The following is a 14066-nucleotide window of genomic DNA, read 5'->3' on the forward strand; positions in this document are numbered from 1 at the left end:
GTCACCCATTCCCCCGCAAGGCTGCGATATTGGCGGCATAGGCGGCCGGCCCGCCCCGGAATACGGCGGTGCCCGCGACCAGCGCGTCGGCCCCCGCCTCGATACAGCGGCGCGCGCTGTCGGCATCGACGCCGCCGTCCACCTCCAGATCGATCGCCCGCCCGGTCTGGTCGATCATCCGGCGGATCGCGGCGATCTTCTTCAACTGGCTGTCGATGAAATGCTGGCCGCCGAAACCGGGGTTCACGCTCATCACCAGCACCAGGTCGACCATGTCGATCAGGTAATCGAGCATCTTGGCCGGCGTCGCCGGATTCAGTACGATCCCGGCGCGCTTGCCCAGCCCCTTGATGTGCTGGATCGTGCGATGGACGTGCGGCCCCGCCTCGGGATGCACGGTGATGCAGTCCGCGCCCGCTTCCGCAAAGGCATCCAGATACAGGTCGACGGGCGAGATCATCAGGTGGACGTCGAACGGCTTGTCCGTCAGCGGCCGGATCGCCTTCATCACCGACGGGCCGAAACTGATGTTGGGCACGAAATGCCCGTCCATGATGTCGACATGGATCCAGTCCGCCCCCGCCGCGTCGATCGCACGGACCTCCTCGCCCAGCTTGGCGAAATCGGCGGACAGGATGGACGGCGCGATGCGGACGGGGTTCATGGCGGGCTCTCTATCACTGCGGCGGCAGGTCGCAACCCGGTCAGCCGCGAACCAGCTTCGCCACGAAGAACCCGTCATTGCCGCCATCGGCGATCATCCCCGGCAGGGTGCGGACATAACCCTGCGGGTCGACCGGCACCGGCAGGTCGGCGGGTGCCGGCACCAGCGTATAGTCGCTGCGCGCCGCCAGGAACCGGTCCAGCTGCCGCTCACCCTCGTCCGGCTCCAGCGAGCAGGTGGCATAAACCAGGGTTCCACCCGGCTTCACCCAGTCCGCCCCGCGCGCCAGCAGCCGCGTCTGCAATTCCGCCAGTTCGGCGACCAGCGACGGGCGTACCCGGTGCAGCACGTCCGGATGGCGGCGGAAGATGCCGGTCGCGCTGCACGGCGCATCCAGCAGCACCGCATCGACCGGCTCGTCCGGCGACCACAGCAGCACGTCGCCGCGCACCACTTCCGCCTTCAGCCGGGTGCGGAACAGGTTCTCGCGCAGCCGCTTGATCCGGCCTTGCGAATTGTCGACCGCGATCGTCTGCCACCCGGCGGCGGCCAGCTGCATCGTCTTGCCGCCGGGCGCCGCGCACAGGTCGAGCGCGATGCCCTCACCTGTGCCGATCAGCCGCGCGGGGATCGAGGCGGCGATGTCCTGCACCCACCATGCCCCCTCGGCATAGCCCGCCATCTCCGGCACCGGCGCATGGTCGTGCAGCCGCAGATGACCGGGGGCGAGCGACACGCCGCCCAGCCGCTCCCGCCATTCTTCGGTGCGGCCTGCATCGGCCAGCGTGATGTCGAGCGGCGGCGGCGCGGCGACCGCGACTTCCGCCGCCTCGACCATCGCCTCGCCCCACGCCTTTTGCCAGCGCAGCTCGACCGGGGCGGGCAGATGCGGCGTTTCGGGCAGCAGCTTGCCGCTCCTCATCAGCGTGCCGAACACGCCGTGGACCAGCTTGCGCGGGCCACCATCGACCAGCGGCAGCACGGTGGCGATCGCGGCGTGTTGCGGCGTGCCCAGCACCAGCGCCTGCACCAGCGCGATGCGCAGCGCCATCCGCGCCTTGGCGTCGTCGGGCAGGGCGCGCTCGGTCGCGCCGTCGATCAGCGCATCCAGATCGGGCAGCCGGCGCAGCGTCTCCGCCGCGATCGCATGGGCCAGGCCACGGTCGGGGCCGTGCACCATCCGCGTCGCCGCCGGCAACGCCGCCTCCAGCGATTCGCCCCGGCGCAGCACCGCGTCGAGCAGCTTGATCGCGGCGCGGCGCGTCGGCACGCCGAGCGGTTCGGGCGCGTGGGTCTGCCCGCGGGGGGTCTGGTGGGGGGCGTTCACGTTGCATCGCTCCTTCGCGACCCTATCTGGCACAGGGTCGCCATTCTGGAAGGAACCGCCATGGGCCAGCGCCCCGATCATGTGAAGCCGCCCGCGCATCTTTCCGCCAATCCGCCGGTGCCCAAACCCGACGCGACGGCCCCGGTGCGCAAGGCCGAGGACGATCCGCTGGGCCGCGATCCCGTCCGCTACGGCGACTGGGAGAACAAGGGCATCGCCATCGATTTCTGAGGTGATCGTCCCGGTAAGACGGGCATGACGGGGCGGCGGCGATGCACTCGATTGTCATCTCGGCCTGACAGGCCGGTTCGCCACCGGAACGAATTGCTTCCGGAAACGTCCCGTCGGGGATGAAAAGACGCGGGATGATCGTGGGGGCGGCAGCGGCGGCCATCCTGCTGCTGTTGCTGGCGATCCTCGCGGTCTTCCCCTGGGGAAGTCTGCGCGGCACGATCGAGCGTAAGGCGAGTGAGCGGTTCGGCCGGCCGGTGCGGATCGGCGCGATCGAGCGGCTCGACACTATCGGCTTCCACCCCGTGATCGCGATCCGCGACGTTGCCGTCGCGCAGGCCGACTGGGCCGGCACCAGCGACTTCGCAAGGATCGGAACGATCACGCTGCGCTTCCCGGTCTGGCCGCTGCTGATCGGCCGTTTCCGGCCGCAGGACGTGACAATCGATGGCCTGCACCTAGCGCTGGTGCGCACGAAGGAGGGCCGCACCAACTGGGACCGGCCGGACGGGTCGAAGGATAGCGGCGACGGCGGCGGCCCCGATATCGGCCGCCTGACGATCCGCAACGCGATCGTCCGCTACGCCGATGGCAAGCAGGACCGGCAACTCACCGCCCGGATCGCCGCCGATCCGGCTGCCGGCCTGCGCGTGCAGGGGCAGGGCCGGATCAACGGCGTGCCGATCCGCCTGACCGTCAGCGGCCCCGCGCCGGCGCAGGCGCCATGGCCCTTCACCGCGACGATCGACGGCGACAGGCTGGCGATGCGCGCGACGGGCACGATGGACCGGCCGCTCGATGCGGACGCGATGACGCTGGACGTCACCGCCCGCGCCGCCGACCTGAAACTGATCGATGCGGTGATCGAGGCGGGGTTGTTCCACACCCGCCCGGTCGCGATCCGCGCGCATGTCCGCCACGACCCGGACCGCTGGGCAATCACCGCGCTGACCGGCACGATCGGCCGCTCCGACATCGCCGGACGGCTGACGGTCGACAAGGTCGATGGCCGGTCGAAGATCGACGGCGCGGTCACCTCGCGCGCGTTCGATTTCGGTGATCTCACCTCGGCGGCGGGACGCGCGGAGGCGGCAGCACTTGAAGCACGGATCGGGCCACGGCTGGTGCCCAATACCCGCATCGACATCGGCAAGATCGATTCGACCGATGGCCGATTGGCGTTCCGCGTCGGCCGGATCGTCGGCAGTTCGTCGCCCCCCATCCTCAGCCTGGCCGGCGTGATGACGATGGATCATCGCCGCCTGACGCTGGCACCCTTGCGCCTCAGCCTCGATCAGGGGCGCGTTACCGGCCGCGCGGTGGTCGATCAGCGTCAAGGACAGCCTGCGCCGACCCTGACGCTCGACCTGACGCTGGCGGGCGGCGATGTCCGTGCCTTCGCGGCGGGGGGCGAATTCACCGGCAAGCTGGCGGCGCGGGTGCGGCTGGTCGGGGTCGGCGACACGCTGCGCAGCGCGGTGGGGCGGTCGGACGGCAGCGTCGGCTTCACCGTCCGCCACGGCCGCCTGCCCGCGCGCTATGCCGCCGCGCTGGGGTTCGACGCGGGCCGCGCGCTGCTTGCCGGATCGGGCGAGCGCGCCGGGCTACGCTGCCTCGTCACCAGACTGGCGATGGCGAACGGCACCGCCCGCGCCACGCCGGCGATCATCGATACCGAATGGAGCAGGATGACCGCCACCGGCACCGTCTCCTTCCCCGACGAACGCCTGTCGATGCGGCTGACCGGCGCGCCCAAGCACCCCGCGATCCTGCGCATCCCCGGCGCCGCGACGATGACCGGCACGATCACCGCCCCCCACCTCGACGTACCGCGCGAAACCAAGTCGGTCGGCAACATTCTGAAGGCGATCGGCCGCAAGATCACCGGCGATACCGGCCCCCTCGCCACCGATGCCGACTGCGACGCACTGGCGGCACGGGCACTGCGGTAGCAGTCCCGTGCCGACACCCGGCCGCGCGATCAGCCGAAGGCGATCACGGTCTTGCGACGACGATAACGCGTCGCGCCCGCCACCATGCCGAAACCTGCCAGCATCATCGCCCAGGTCGCCGGCTCGGGAACCGCGCCGGCACCGGCGAGATAGGTGTAGGTGACGCTGACGTTGCTGAAGCTGCCGCCGGACAACGCAGGCGCATAACCCGGCGCGACCAGACTATAAAAGCCAAGGACGAAGCTGCCCGTACCGATATAACCGCCCAGATCGGCAGTGAAGATCGGGTTCGCGGTCTTGACGATGTTCACCGATATCTGATTGGCGGCCGAAAAATATGACTGGACCACCTCATTGACCATTACTTGGCCATAGGCGGGTTCACCGATCGTTCCGAAAATTCGTACCATCGGCGCGGGCGAACCCGGCAAGCTGTTGTAAATGTAAGAGGCGGTCACACTGTACCGATTGTCGAACGACACGCTCTGGAGCGTACCCAGCGAGGAGTCGAACCGTGGCAGAAACACCGGCCCCCGGTTCGCGTCCGTATAGGTGATCGTGGCGGCGCTGGCGCTCGATGCCGCGCAGATGGCTGCAGCGGCAATCGCCACCGTCCTGAAAAAATTGCTCACATGCTTTCCCCGTTTCGCGATCGCTGATCGCGGCCGTGGCGTTAACAAAAGCGCCTGATCCGTCAATCACACCGAACCCTAGCTGTCCCGCTTCAGGACGGGATCACAGGCCTTGTTATACCCCCTCCTCGCGCAACGGTCGCGCCAGCAGGGTACCGATCACGTCGGACACGGCCGCGCCCTCCAGCAGGTGGCACACCGCGTCGCATACCGGCATGTCGACGCCTGCCTCCGCCGCCGCCTGTCGCAGCACGGGCGCGGTGAACGCGCCCTCCGCGACCGTGCGGCGATCCGCCAGCAACGCCGTCGCCGCCTCACCCCGGCCCAATCCGACGCCCAGCGAGAAATTGCGCGAACTGGTCGACGAGCAGGTCAGCACCAGATCGCCCAGGCCGGACAGCCCCGCCAGCGTCTCGGCCCGCGCGCCGCGCGCCAGCCCGAACCGCGTCATCTCGGCGAAACCGCGCGCGATCAGCGCCGCGCGCGCATTCTGCCCCAGCCCCGCACCCTCGACCACGCCGCAGCCGATCGCCAGCACGTTCTTCACCGCGCCGCCGATCTCGGCACCGGTCACATCGCTGGACGCATAGGGCCGGAAATGCGGGGCGGCGAGCCGTTCAGATAGCGCGGTGCGCAGGACATCGTCTTCGCACGCCAGCGTCACCGCGGTCGGCAATCCTCGTGCCACCTCATGCGCGAAGGTCGGGCCGGACAGGACGGCGATCGGCGCCTGTGGATGCACGGCGCGCGCCACCTCCCCCACCAGCCGGCGGCTGCCCGCCTCGATCCCCTTGGCGCACAGCACCAGCGGCCGGGTGCCAACCGGCGTCGCCGCCAGCACCGCGCCGACATGCTGCGCCGGCGCCACTACCAGCAACGCGTCGCACGCCGCCAGATCGGCGAGATCGCCGGTCGCCCGGATCGTCGGCGACAGGTCGATGTCGCTCAGGAACAGATGGTTGCGATGATCGGCATTGACCGAGGCGACCACCTCCGCCTCACGCGCCCACAACAACACGTCGCGGTCGCCGTGCGCCGCCACCTGCGCCAGCGCCGTGCCCCACGCCCCGCCGCCGATCACCCCGATTCTCATGCCTTCACCCCCGCACCGCGCACTGCCTCTGCCGAGGGATCGAGCGGCCAGCGCGGCCGGGCGGGCATGTCGAGCGGATCGGTCAGCCCGGCGGCGAAGCGTTCTGCCCCGGCCCATGCGATCATCGCCGCATTGTCCGTACACAGCCATAGCGGCGGCGCGACGAAGCGGCGGCCATGCTTGGTCGCCAGTGCCTCCAGCGCCGCGCGCACCGCGCGGTTCGCCGCGACCCCGCCCGCGACGACCAGCGTTGCCGCCTCCGGCACCGCCGCCAGCGCGCGCGCGGTGCGATCGAGCAGGCATTCCACCACTGCCGCCTGGAACGACGCGGCCAGATCCTCCGGGCTGTGCTTGCCCACCGCGCGCGCCACCGCGCTCTTCAGACCCGCGAACGAGAAATGCGGCTCCGCCGCACCCTTCAGCGGCCGGGGCAGCGGCACGGCGCGGGGATCGCCCAGCGCCGCCGCGCGCTCCACCGCCGGCCCGCCCGGAAAGCCGAGGCCCAGCAGCTTGGCGGTCTTGTCGAACGCCTCGCCCACCGCATCATCGATCGTCGTCGCCAGCCGGCGATAGCGGCCGACCCCCTGAACCAGCAGCAACTGACAATGGCCGCCGGACACCAGCAGCAGCAGATAGGGAAAATCCAGATCGGGGTCGGCCAGTCGCGGCGACAGCGCATGGCCCTCCAGATGGTTGACCGCGACCAGTGGCTTGCCCGCCGCATGGGCCAGCGCCTTGCCGGTGACGAGGCCGACCATCACCCCGCCGATCAGCCCCGGCCCGGCGGTGGCGGCGATCACATCGACCTGCGCCAGCGTCACCCCCGCATCCGTCAAGGCCGCGGCGACCAGCGGCCCCAGCGCCTCGACGTGCGCGCGCGCCGCGATCTCCGGCACCACGCCCCCGAACGGCGCATGCGCCGCCTCCTGCCCCAGCAGCCGATGCGCCAGCACCTGCCGGTCACCCGTCACGAGCGCAGCGGCGGTTTCGTCGCAGGAAGATTCCAGACCCAGGATCAACATGCCTGTGAACGTAGCGGATTGCCGCGAACTTGTCGAAACAGGGACGAATCATTCGACTTCGCGAAGATAAGCCCGAACCGGAACCGCTGAATTGATTCTATATACACTATAGTTTGACTCATATTGGTTTGTATCCCAAATACCGTTGAAAGGGAGCTTGGTGTTGAAATTACTCGAAAACACAACCGTATCAGCTAAAATCACTACAATGCTGATGATGTTGGGCGCAGTGACGATGTTCATCGCGTGGAACGGGTCGAAACAATTGCTTACGGCTGATTCGGCCTATTCCGGTCTGGCCGCGGTCGAGCTTCCCGACAACGTCCTGCTCGCACGTCTGAACAGACGGGTGACGGAAATGGTATATCTGGGATACCGCGCGGTTGCTCTCGACCCTGCCTCGACAGACGCGCAAGGCACACCCGGCCTTGAACAGAAATCGTACGAATCCGCGATGGAAATCGTTACCACAGTCGTCCGGCAAGAGCCGGAGATTGCACCGATGCTCGATGGATTTCGTCGACAGATTACGGAAATCCACGCTCTTTCCGGCAACGCGGTACAATTAGGGCTGCGGAGCAAGGATGCGGACGCCTATGAATCATTGGCAAAGGCCGACCGGATAATCAAAGAACTGATCACAGTTTCCACGAAATTCAACGAAGACCGGATCGCCAACGCCCGGAAAACCAATGACGCCCTGTCCAAAAAGGCTGCCTCGACCTCTACGACCCTGTATGTCATGGCGATCGGCAGCGTATTGGCCAGTATTGCCTTGGGCCTGTTCGTGATCAAAACGGGTATCGTCGGGCCGCTAAAGACCCTGCAGGACCAGATGGGCGATATCGCCGCCGGCAATTATACGACCGAGGTGCGGGGTACGACACGCGGCGACGAAGTGGGCGCGATGGCCAAGGCCGTTCTGGTGTTCCGTGAGAACGGGATCGCCAAGAAAGACGCGGACGAAGTGATCGCGCGATCGACGGCCGAACAGAAAGAGGTGATTCATGCCCTGCAATCGCATCTGTCCGACCTTTCCGACGGCAACCTGACGACGCGGATCACGGCGGACTTCCCCGGTAGTTATGCCGCACTCAAGACGAACTTCAACGAGGCGCTGGTCCGACTGCACGACCTGATCGGGTCGGTGTCGGAAAGTGCCGCCACGATCCGTACCGGCTCGGGCGAGATCGCGCAGGCGTCGGAGGATCTCGCACGCCGCACCGAGAGCAACGCCGCCTCGCTGGAAGAGACGGCCGCGTCGGTGACGCAGATGGATGGCCGGCTGCGCGCGTCGGCAGTCGCGGCGACCCGGACGGTGGAGCGCGCCGATCAGGCGATCGCCACGGTCGGTGGCGGCCGTGCGGTAGCCGACGAGGCGGTGCAGGCGATGGGTCGGGTCAGCGACAGCGCCAAGGGCATCGACTCGGTGATCGAGGGGCTCGACAAGATCGCATTCCAGACGCGGGTATTGGCAATGAACGCCGCAGTCGAGGCAGGCCGGGCGGGCGATGCCGGACGCGGCTTCGCCGTCGTCGCCGATCTCGTCTCCGCCCTCGCCATGCGTGCCGAAGAGGAAGCCAAGCGGGCGCGTGACCAGCTGACAGTGACGCAAACCGATATCGTCACTGCGGTCGAGGCGGTGACCAAGGTCGACGGCGCGCTCGCCAACATCTCGGGCGATGTCGCGCAGGTTCACGAACTGCTGGCGACGATGGCGGCGGACAATCAGGCGCAGTCGGCGGCGATCACCCAGATATCCGCAGCGATCGGCACGATGGACCAGTCGACCCAGCAGAACGCCGCGATGGTCGAGGAAACCTCCGCCGCCGCGCGCAATCTGGCGGGCGAAGTCGGCAACCTGAGCGAGCAGGCAAGCCGGTTCAATATCGGACACACCGGCGCGCATGATCGCAAGCCGGCGGGCAAGCCCGACTATGTAAGGCCGGAAGCGTATAATTCACCGATCAAGCCGCTGCCTGCCGCCGCCATCCCGGCCATGGTCCGATCGGACAGTGACTGGACGTCGTTCTGACGTCTGCCCGGTCATGACCGATCTGCGGTCATGACAGACTGTTCCCATCAACCCCCTTGGGTTCCGCCACGCCCCCCGCCTATAGGCAACCGCATGGTTCGGTTAAGGCTCGGTACGCGGGGGTCGCCGCTGGCGCTAACCCAGGCGGGGATGGTGCGGGATGCACTGTGCGCGGCGCATGGCTGGCGGCCCGACGATATCGAGACGGTCGTGATCCGCACCACCGGCGACCGGGTGCAGGATCGCGCGCTGGCCGAGATCGGCGGCAAGGCGCTGTGGACCAAGGAGCTGGATCGCGCGCTGCTGGCCGGCGAGATCGACGCCGCCGTCCATTCGATGAAGGATGTCGAGACGATGCGCCCGGCGGCGATCCGGATCGCGGCGATGCTGCCACGTGCCGATGTGCGGGACCGGCTGATCGGGGTCGCAGCGATCGCCGACCTGTCCCATGCTGCCACGGTCGGAACCAGCAGCCCGCGCCGCCGCGCCCAGTTGCTGCGCCAGCGCCCCGATCTGAAGATCGTGCTGTTCCGCGGCAATGTCGACACCCGGCTGGGCAAGCTGGCGGCGGGGGAAGTCGATGCGACGCTGCTGGCCGCCGCCGGGCTCGACCGGCTCGGCCGGACGACCGTCGGCCATGCGGTGCCGACCGACACGATGCTGCCCGCCCCGGCGCAAGGCGCGGTCGGGATTGAGGTGCGCGCCGACGATGCCGCCGCGCATGCGCTGTTCGCCGCGATCGACGATCCTGCCACCCATGCCTGCGTCGCGGCCGAACGCGCGCTGCTCGCCGCGCTGAAGGCGGACTGCCATTCCCCGGTAGCGGCGCTGGCCAGCCTGTCGGGCGAGATGCTGACGCTGCGCGGCGAATTGCTGGCCGAGGATGGTGCGGCACAGGTGGAAGGCCATGTCGAGGGCACCGTCGCCGACGATCTCGGCGCACGCCTCGCCGCCGATCTGCTCGCCCGCGCGCCCGACCCGGTCCGGCGGCTGTTCGCGGGGTGAACCGCGCGGTTGCGGTGCTGCGGCCCGAACCGGGCAATGCGCGCACGGCGGCGCTGATCGCCGCGCAGGGCGGCCGGGCGATCCGGCTGCCACTGTTCACAGTGGCGGCGAAGGCGTGGATTCCGCCCGATCCTGCCGGATTCGACGCGCTGGTCGCGACCAGTGCCAACGCCTTTCGCCACGGGGGCGACGGGCTGGCCAGCCTGTGGACCCTGCCGGTATGGGCGGTCGGCCGGGCCACCGCACGTGCCGCCGCCGATGCGGGCTTCACGGTGGAGGCGATCGGTGACCGCGGCGTGGAATCGCTGGTCACGACAATGCCGGCAGGGCGGCGGCTGCTGCATCTGGCGGGGCGGGAGCGGATCGCGACCCCTGATGCAGTCGCCATCACCGTCTATGCCGCGGAACCGCTGCCGGTTGCGCCCGGCGCGCTCGCGGCGCTGGCGGAGGGGGTCGCGCTGCTGCATTCCGCCCGCGCAAGCGCCCGGCTGGCGGCGCTGGTCGATCGGCGCGGCGACATCGATCTGGTCGCGATCAGCGGCGCGGTCGCCGCGGCGGCGGGCGGCGGCTGGGCGTCGGTCGCGGTCGCGCCCCGGCCCGACGACGTCACGATGGTCGCGCTTGCGCTCGGGGCGGCCCGGAACGGGAATACCGGCCGACCACGGGAATGATTGACCGCGCGGGCGCCTGCGAGGATAACCGCCCGCGATGAGCAGCCCCGCGTTTTCCGATCCCGCGCCCTTCGATCGCCCGCCCGCGCGGGGCCGCCGCCCCGGTTTCGTCGTCGCGCTGATCCTGATCGCCTTCGTCGCGGGCTGTTCGCTCGCCAGCTATGCGATCTATGCCGGCTGGCTGTCGCGGCTGAACATCGGCGCGCAGCCGCCGCAGACGGGTACGGACGGGGCCGGTTTCACGCCCGCCCAGCCGCTGACCTCGACCGGCGCGGCCCCCGCGGTCGATCCCGCTGCCCTGGTTACGCGGGAGGCGGCATTGGCCGCCCAGCTCGCCGCGCTGGAGGCACGCACCGCCACCGTCGCGACCGATGCCGCCGCCGCGGGTGCACAGGCGACGCGGGCGGAGGCGCTGATGGTCGCCTTCGCCACCCGCCGCGCGATCGATGGCGGCACCGGCCTGGGCTATCTGGAGGAACAGTTGCGCAGCCGCTTCGTCGGGGCACAGCCGCGCGCGGTCGCGGTACTGATCCAGGCGGCCCGTACCCCGGTGACGATCGAGGATCTGCGCCAGGGGCTCGATGCGATCGCCCCCGATCTGCAATCGGCCAGCGGGCGCGACTGGTTCGCCGACACCCGCCGCGAACTGCGCAACCTGATCGTGCTGCGCGAGGAGGGCACCCCCTCCACCGCCCCGGCCGACCGGCTGGCCCGTGCCCGCCGGCTGCTCGACGATGGCCGGGTCGATGCCGCCCGTACGGAGATCGCGCGGATGCCCGGCGCGGCGCAGGCGGGCAACTGGCTGGCGGCGGCGCGCCGCTATGCACTGACGCATCAGGCGCTCGACGTGGTCGAAACCGCGGCGATCCTGGGCCAGGCGACCGGCCAGCCGCCGGTCCCGGTGCGTGGCGACCCGATCGCGCGGTAGGCTTTCCCTCAGTCCAGCCCCAGAAACGCCACGCCCGGCACCGTCAACTGCTGGCTCCCCGACCCTGATCCCGACCCCGACAGGGTGCCGTCGCGCTCGATCCCCAGCACCGTGATCGTCCCCGACCGTTCGTTGCCGACCAGCATCTGCCGGGCATCCTCGACCAGCACGAAGATGCGGGGCCAGTGGCCGCCGCTGCCGATATGCTGCGCCAGCCGGGGCTCCCCCGTCGGCTCGATCACGAACACCGCGATGCTGTCATGCCCCCGGTTCGAGACATAAAGTCGCTGCCCCGCCCGATCGACCGCGATATGCGCCGCCTGTGATGCACCGGAGAATCCGGGGGGCAGCGTCGATACGGTCGATCGCGTCGCGAACCGCCCGTCCATGCCGGCGTCCAGCGTGATCAGCTGGTTGGACAATTCGCACACCACATAAGCGACCGGCAGGCGCGGATGCCGCGCCAGATGCCGTGGCCCGGCCCCCGCAGGCGCGCGCCACGCCGGCTGCGGCAGCGCCAGCACGCGGGCACGGGGATCGAACGGATAGGCGAAGATCGCGTCCGCCCCCAGGTCGACCGCATGCAGCCAGCGCTGGTCGGGGCTGAACCCCACCCAGTGCGCATGGGGCCCGGCCTGACGGTCGCCATCCGGGCCGCTACCCTCGTGCCGGAACACCGTCGGCCGTCCTGCCACGCCCTCACGCCGATCGAGCGACAGGAAGCCGACGCTGCCGCCGCCATAATTCGCCACCGCCAGACAGCGGCCAGCCCGGTCGATCGCGAGATGGCACGGCCCTCCGCCCCCACTCGGCGCATCGCCCAGCCGTTGCCAGCCGGGACCATAGGCCGCGACCATGCCGTCGTCGCTTTCCGCCACCGCATACCAGCGCCCGCGCCGGTCGCGCACCGCGAACGATGCATCGGCGATCGTCCTGATCGCGGGGGCCAGCGTCCACCGCCCGGTGCCGGCATCATGGGCGAGCCGGTACAGCCCCTCCCCCCCTTCGGCGGTATAGGTGCCCGCCACCATCCGGCGTACCCGCGCCGCGGTCGCCCTGCCCGGCAGCAGCAGCCCCGCCGCCAGTCCGCCCAGCCCACCCAGCGTGGTCCGCCGCGTCATCGCCGCCATCGTGCCATCCGTCATCGCCGTTCCCCGTCCCGTTCCGCGCATCGGGTCATCGCGACGCCCGGTCGATCGCATCGACCGGTGGCCGTTCCGCCAGCGACGCCGCCACCGCCTCGACCCGTTCCATCAGGCGTAGCACATTTCCCTGCGCCAGCGCGACGAGGTCGCGGTCCCGCCATCCGCGCCGGATCAGTTCGGCGAACAGTCGCGGATACCCGTCGACGCCCTTCATCCCCACCGGCCCGGTGCCGCCGATCCCGTCATAATCGCCCCCCAGCCCGACATGGTTGCGCCCCGCCACGCGGGCGACATGCTCGACATGGTCCGCGACGGTGGCGATATCGACCCGGGGTTCGGGATGCGCGCGGTCCCACGCCACCAGCGGCGCGGGCGACCGATCGCCATAGACGTCCGCCGGCACCCCCGCCCCTGCCGCATAGGCGGTCCGCGCCGCATCCCAGGCCCGCCAGTCGTCCGACAGAAAGGCCGGGTAGCAATTGACCATCACCACGCCCCCGTTGGCTGCGATCGCGCGCAGCAGATCGTCGGGAATGTTGCGGGGCGCGGCAGTCAGCGCCCGCGCGCTGGAATGCGACGCGATCACCGGCGCCGTCGTCGCCGCCAGCACCGCGGCCATCGTCGCGTCGGAAACATGCGCGATGTCGACGATCATGCCGATCCGGTTCATCTCCGCCACCACCTGCCGCCCGAACGGCGACAGGCCGCCGCTGCGCGGTGCGTCCGTCGCCGAATCCGCCCAGTCCAGGCTGCGTGCGTGCGTCAATGTCAGATAGGCGACGCCCAGCGCCCGGTACTGGCGCAGCACCGCCAGCCGCCCGTCGATCTGGTGGCCCCCCTCTACCCCGATCAGCGAGGCGGTGCGCCCGTCCTTCATGATCCGCCGTATCCCGGCGGCATCGCTGGCCAAGGCGAGATCGCGGGGATGCGCGGCGACCAGCCGGCGGACGATGTCGATCTGCTCCAGCGTCAGTTCCACCGCGCGCGGGCCGGTGACGTCGGCGGGAATCCACACCGACCAGAACTGCCCGCCGACATGCCCGCGCCGCAACCGGTCGAGATCGGTCTGGAGCGGGCGCGGCAGCCGGTCGGTCCCGCGCGTCAGGTCGATCGCCTCGACATGGCCGCCCTGGGTATCGCGGATTTCCCAGGCCAGATCGTTGTGCCCGTCAATCAGCGACGCCGCGGCCAGCACGCGTTCGGCGCGGGCCAATGCCGGGTCGGGTTTCGAGGAGGCCGACCGGGGCGGATCGGCGGCGGCCAACATCAGGAGCAGGGAGATCATCCCGCCATGATGGCAAAACGGCGGGACCGGGTCACCCCGATCCCGCCGCCGTCATGCCGATTGCCCGCCAGGGGCG

Annotated in this window: 13 protein-coding genes; 6 read left to right on the forward strand and 7 right to left on the reverse strand. The window is 69.8% G+C overall.

Annotation, left to right across the window (positions count from 1 at the left end; genetic code table 11):
• Position 1: 1 nt before the first annotated feature.
• Positions 2-664 (reverse strand): ribulose-phosphate 3-epimerase, encoded by a 663-nt coding sequence (gene rpe, locus ABD719_RS00650; RefSeq protein WP_344691280.1) that lies wholly within the window; start codon positions 662-664, stop codon positions 2-4.
• Between the two features lie 40 nt (positions 665-704).
• Complete coding sequence (locus ABD719_RS00655) at positions 705-1991, reverse strand: RsmB/NOP family class I SAM-dependent RNA methyltransferase (RefSeq protein WP_344691282.1); 1287 nt, start codon at positions 1989-1991, stop codon at positions 705-707.
• A gap of 60 nt (positions 1992-2051) precedes the next feature.
• Here ABD719_RS00655 and ABD719_RS00660 point away from each other — a divergent pair, with 60 nt between their 5' ends.
• The gene (locus tag ABD719_RS00660; protein WP_192126584.1) at positions 2052-2222 is read left to right on the forward strand and encodes a DUF1674 domain-containing protein; all 171 of its coding nucleotides are present in this window, start codon (positions 2052-2054) and stop codon (positions 2220-2222) included.
• A 119-nt stretch (positions 2223-2341) separates the two neighbouring features.
• Complete coding sequence (locus ABD719_RS00665) at positions 2342-4174, forward strand: AsmA family protein (RefSeq protein ID WP_344691286.1); 1833 nt, start codon at positions 2342-2344, stop codon at positions 4172-4174.
• A gap of 29 nt (positions 4175-4203) precedes the next feature.
• On the opposite strand, the gene ABD719_RS00670 is transcribed toward ABD719_RS00665, so the two are convergent.
• Genes ABD719_RS00670 through tsaD form a run of 3 tightly spaced genes read right to left on the reverse strand, consistent with a single transcriptional unit; the run spans position 4204 to position 6921 of the window.
• Complete coding sequence (locus ABD719_RS00670) at positions 4204-4872, reverse strand: PEPxxWA-CTERM sorting domain-containing protein (protein ID WP_344691288.1); 669 nt, start codon at positions 4870-4872, stop codon at positions 4204-4206.
• A gap of 49 nt (positions 4873-4921) precedes the next feature.
• A complete protein-coding gene (locus ABD719_RS00675; protein WP_344691290.1) occupies positions 4922-5899 on the reverse strand; it encodes an NAD(P)H-dependent glycerol-3-phosphate dehydrogenase in 978 nt (325 codons plus the stop codon).
• Positions 5896-6921: a tRNA (adenosine(37)-N6)-threonylcarbamoyltransferase complex transferase subunit TsaD gene (tsaD, locus tag ABD719_RS00680; protein ID WP_344691292.1), complete on the reverse strand. Its 1026-nt coding sequence runs from the start codon at positions 6919-6921 to the stop codon at positions 5896-5898. Before tsaD ends, ABD719_RS00675 begins: the two co-directional genes overlap by 4 nt.
• A gap of 163 nt (positions 6922-7084) precedes the next feature.
• On the opposite strand from tsaD, the gene ABD719_RS00685 reads away from it, so the two are divergent.
• The 4 genes from ABD719_RS00685 to ABD719_RS00700 all read left to right on the forward strand — a co-directional run bounded on the left by ABD719_RS00685 (position 7085) and on the right by ABD719_RS00700 (position 11560).
• Complete coding sequence (locus ABD719_RS00685) at positions 7085-8956, forward strand: methyl-accepting chemotaxis protein (protein WP_425567072.1); 1872 nt, start codon at positions 7085-7087, stop codon at positions 8954-8956.
• Between the two features lie 93 nt (positions 8957-9049).
• The gene (hemC, locus tag ABD719_RS00690) at positions 9050-9961 is read left to right on the forward strand and encodes a hydroxymethylbilane synthase (RefSeq protein ID WP_344691296.1); all 912 of its coding nucleotides are present in this window, start codon (positions 9050-9052) and stop codon (positions 9959-9961) included.
• Positions 9958-10632 (forward strand): uroporphyrinogen-III synthase, encoded by a 675-nt coding sequence (locus ABD719_RS00695; RefSeq protein ID WP_344691298.1) that lies wholly within the window; start codon positions 9958-9960, stop codon positions 10630-10632. Before hemC ends, ABD719_RS00695 begins: the two co-directional genes overlap by 4 nt.
• Before the next feature lie 37 nt (positions 10633-10669).
• Positions 10670-11560 (forward strand): hypothetical protein, encoded by an 891-nt coding sequence (locus ABD719_RS00700; protein WP_344691300.1) that lies wholly within the window; start codon positions 10670-10672, stop codon positions 11558-11560.
• A gap of 8 nt (positions 11561-11568) precedes the next feature.
• Here ABD719_RS00700 and ABD719_RS00705 read toward each other — a convergent pair whose 3' ends face one another.
• Complete coding sequence (locus ABD719_RS00705; protein ID WP_344691302.1) at positions 11569-12705, reverse strand: lactonase family protein; 1137 nt, start codon at positions 12703-12705, stop codon at positions 11569-11571.
• 31 nt (positions 12706-12736) lie between these two features.
• Positions 12737-13990 (reverse strand): dipeptidase, encoded by a 1254-nt coding sequence (locus ABD719_RS00710; RefSeq protein ID WP_344691303.1) that lies wholly within the window; start codon positions 13988-13990, stop codon positions 12737-12739.
• Positions 13991-14066: the final 76 nt, after the last annotated feature.

The sequence above is a fragment of the Sphingomonas cynarae genome, assembly GCF_039537815.1.
Classification (GTDB): Bacteria; Pseudomonadota; Alphaproteobacteria; order Sphingomonadales; family Sphingomonadaceae; genus Sphingomonas; species Sphingomonas cynarae.

Excerpts from the sequence above, each read along its gene's own strand:
- ABD719_RS00700 (WP_344691300.1), top strand. The coding sequence starts at position 10,670 with ATGAGCAGCCCCGCGTTTTCCGATCCCGCGCCCTTCGATCGCCCGCCC.
- hemC (WP_344691296.1), top strand. The coding sequence starts at position 9,050 with ATGGTTCGGTTAAGGCTCGGTACGCGGGGGTCGCCGCTGGCGCTAACC.
- tsaD (WP_344691292.1), bottom strand. The coding sequence starts at position 6,921 with ATGTTGATCCTGGGTCTGGAATCTTCCTGCGACGAAACCGCCGCTGCG.
- rpe (WP_344691280.1), bottom strand. The coding sequence starts at position 664 with ATGAACCCCGTCCGCATCGCGCCGTCCATCCTGTCCGCCGATTTCGCC.
- ABD719_RS00710 (WP_344691303.1), bottom strand. The coding sequence starts at position 13,990 with ATGATCTCCCTGCTCCTGATGTTGGCCGCCGCCGATCCGCCCCGGTCG.
- ABD719_RS00660 (WP_192126584.1), top strand. The coding sequence starts at position 2,052 with ATGGGCCAGCGCCCCGATCATGTGAAGCCGCCCGCGCATCTTTCCGCC.
- ABD719_RS00705 (WP_344691302.1), bottom strand. The coding sequence starts at position 12,705 with ATGACGGATGGCACGATGGCGGCGATGACGCGGCGGACCACGCTGGGT.
- ABD719_RS00675 (WP_344691290.1), bottom strand. The coding sequence starts at position 5,899 with ATGAGAATCGGGGTGATCGGCGGCGGGGCGTGGGGCACGGCGCTGGCG.
- ABD719_RS00665 (WP_344691286.1), top strand. The coding sequence starts at position 2,342 with ATGAAAAGACGCGGGATGATCGTGGGGGCGGCAGCGGCGGCCATCCTG.